Below are 2,393 nucleotides of genomic sequence, written 5' to 3' on the forward strand. Positions count from 1 at the left end.
CGGCGGGCGGGTGCCCGATCTGCCGCCGGGCTTCTACACGGTCAGCTGGGTGGACTGGTGGCAGGTGCTGCTGGGGCTGAGTTTCGTGCTGGTCACGCTGTTCGCGCCCAAGGGGATCGGCGGGCTGTTCGATCTGGTCGCGGGACGCCATGCGCCCGACCGCCATGGCGCGGATCCGGGCCCCGATCCCGGCGACCTGCGCGAGAAGGAGGCCGAGCGATGAGCACGCTTCTGGAAGTCTCGGGCGTCTCGGTCAGTTTCGACGGGTTCAAGGCGATCAACACCCTGTCCTTCGAGATCGGCCCGGCCGAACCGCGCGCGATCATCGGGCCGAACGGGGCGGGCAGGACGACCTTCATGGATATCGTCACCGGCAAGACCCGGCCAGACGAGGGCGATGTGCTGTGGGGCGAGATGAGCCGGTCGCTGCTGAAGATGAACGAAAGCCAGATCGCGCAGGCGGGCATCGGGCGCAAGTTCCAGCGCGCCGCCGTGTTCGAGGATCAGTCGGTCTTCGCCAACCTGCTGATGGCGCTGAAGAAGGACCGCGCGCCGTGGAAGGTGCTGTTATACCGCGAGACGGCGGAAGACCGGGCGCGGGTGGGCGAACTGGCCGAGGAGATCGGGCTGGCCGACCAGATCGGGCGCGAAGCGGGCGAATTGAGCCACGGCCAGAAGCAATGGCTGGAAATCGGCATGCTGCTGGCGCAGGAGCCGCGGCTGTTGCTGGTCGACGAACCCGCCGCGGGCATGACGCTGGCCGAGCACGAGCATACCACCGACCTGTTGAAACTGGCGGCCAGGACGCGCGCGGTGATCGTGGTGGAACATGACATGGAATTCGTCCGGCGGCTGGATTGCCGGGTGACGGTGCTGCACGAGGGCTCGGCCCTGGCCGAGGGGAGCCTCGATTTCGTGACGAAGAACCAGCAGGTGATTGATGTCTATCTCGGGCGCTGAGACATGCTGAAGACCCAAGGGCTGACGCTGCATTACGGTGGCTCGCCGATCCTGTACGGGATCGACCTGGAAGCGCGGGCGGGCGAGGTGACCTGCGTGATGGGGACCAATGGCGTGGGCAAGACCAGCCTGCTCAAGGCGATCTCGGGGACGCATCTGCGCTCGGCCGGGACGATGGAACTGGACGGCGAGCCGGTGGGCCGGGTGACGGCACAGGCCATGGCGCATCTGGGCGTGGGCCATGTTCCGCAGGGGCGGATGATCTTTCTCCTGCTGACGGTGCGCGAGAACCTGGAAACCGGCTTTGCCTGCCTGCCGCGGGCCGAACGATTCGTGCCGGCCGAGATTTACGAACTGTTCCCGGTGCTCAAGGACATGGGCGGCCGGCGCGGCGGCGATCTGTCGGGCGGGCAACGCCAACAGCTTGCCATCGCGCGGGCGATGATCACCAAGCCGAAGCTGCGGTTGCTGGACGAGCCGACCGAGGGCATCCAGCCCAACATCATCCAGCAGATCGGCCGGGTGATCGAATATCTGCGCGATCAGGGCCGCATGGCGATCATCCTTGTCGAACGGTATTTCGAGTTCGCCTATGGGCTGGCCGACCGCTTCTGTGTGATGGAACGCGGCGCCGTGACCGTCGCGGGCAGCAAGGCGGAATTGCCCAAGGAGCGGCTGGTGGCGGCGGTCTCGGTCTGAGGCCCGCCGCCAGCGGGATCAGGTGCGGAAGATGCGGTAGATCGCCGGGATCACCAGCACCGTCAGCGCGGTGGAGGAGGCCAGACCGAACAGAAGCGACAGCGCCAGCCCCTGGAAGATCGGATCGGCCAGGATCACCGTCGCGCCGATCATCGCGGCCAGCGCCGTCAGAAGGATCGGCTTGAACCGCGTGGCGCCCGCCTCGACCAGCGTCTCGACCGTGACCGGGCCGCCGGAATGGCGGATGAAATCGACCAGCAGGATCGAGTTGCGCACGATGATGCCCGCAAGCGCGATGAAGCCGATCATCGAGGTCGCGGTGAAGGGCGCCGAGAACAGCCAGTGCCCGAGCATGATCCCGAGAAAGGTCAGGGGCACCGGCGTCAGCACCACCAGCGGCAGCTTGAACGAGCCGAACTGCGCCACGACAAGGATGTAGATCCCCACCAGCGCCACGCCGAAAGCCGCGCCCATGTCACGGAAGGTGACATAGGTCACTTCCCATTCGCCATCCCACAGCAGGACAGTGTCGTCCTCGGACAGGGGCTGGCCGTAAAGGCTGATCGCGGGTTTCGGCAGATCGCCCCAGTCGATTTCGTCCAGCCGTTGCCGCACCGCGAGCATGCCGTAAAGCGGCGCCTCGAATTCGCCCGCAAGCTCTGCGGTGACCATTTCGGCATAGCGGCCATTATGGCGGAAGATCGGGTGCGAGGCGCGTTCCTCCGACAGCCGCA

3 protein-coding genes and 1 pseudogene are annotated in these 2,393 nt (G+C 66.4%); 3 read left to right on the forward strand and 1 reads right to left on the reverse strand.

The window, feature by feature from the left end; genetic code table 11:
• The 3 genes and pseudogenes from ENN83_RS00875 to urtE form a co-directional block, all read left to right on the forward strand.
• A pseudogene (locus ENN83_RS00875) lies at positions 1-223 on the forward strand (urea ABC transporter permease subunit UrtC); the annotation flags it as partial.
• Positions 220-960 carry an urea ABC transporter ATP-binding protein UrtD gene (gene urtD, locus ENN83_RS00880; RefSeq protein WP_287182978.1) on the forward strand — a complete coding sequence of 247 codons (741 nt, stop codon included), beginning with the start codon at positions 220-222 and terminating at the stop codon, positions 958-960. The pseudogene ENN83_RS00875 and the gene urtD, both read left to right, overlap by 4 nt.
• A gap of 3 nt (positions 961-963) precedes the next feature.
• Entirely contained in the window at positions 964-1,659 is a 696-nt protein-coding gene (gene urtE, locus ENN83_RS00885; protein ID WP_287182981.1) for an urea ABC transporter ATP-binding subunit UrtE, read from the forward strand.
• A gap of 18 nt (positions 1,660-1,677) precedes the next feature.
• Here the strand turns inward: urtE and ENN83_RS00890 are convergent.
• Positions 1,678-2,393: efflux RND transporter permease subunit (locus ENN83_RS00890; RefSeq protein ID WP_287182984.1), on the reverse strand; the 716-nt coding region annotated here is incomplete at its 5' end.

It is taken from the genome of Rhodovulum sp., from assembly GCF_011048875.1.
In the GTDB taxonomy this organism is placed as follows: domain Bacteria; phylum Pseudomonadota; class Alphaproteobacteria; order Rhodobacterales; family Rhodobacteraceae; genus Rhodovulum; species Rhodovulum tesquicola.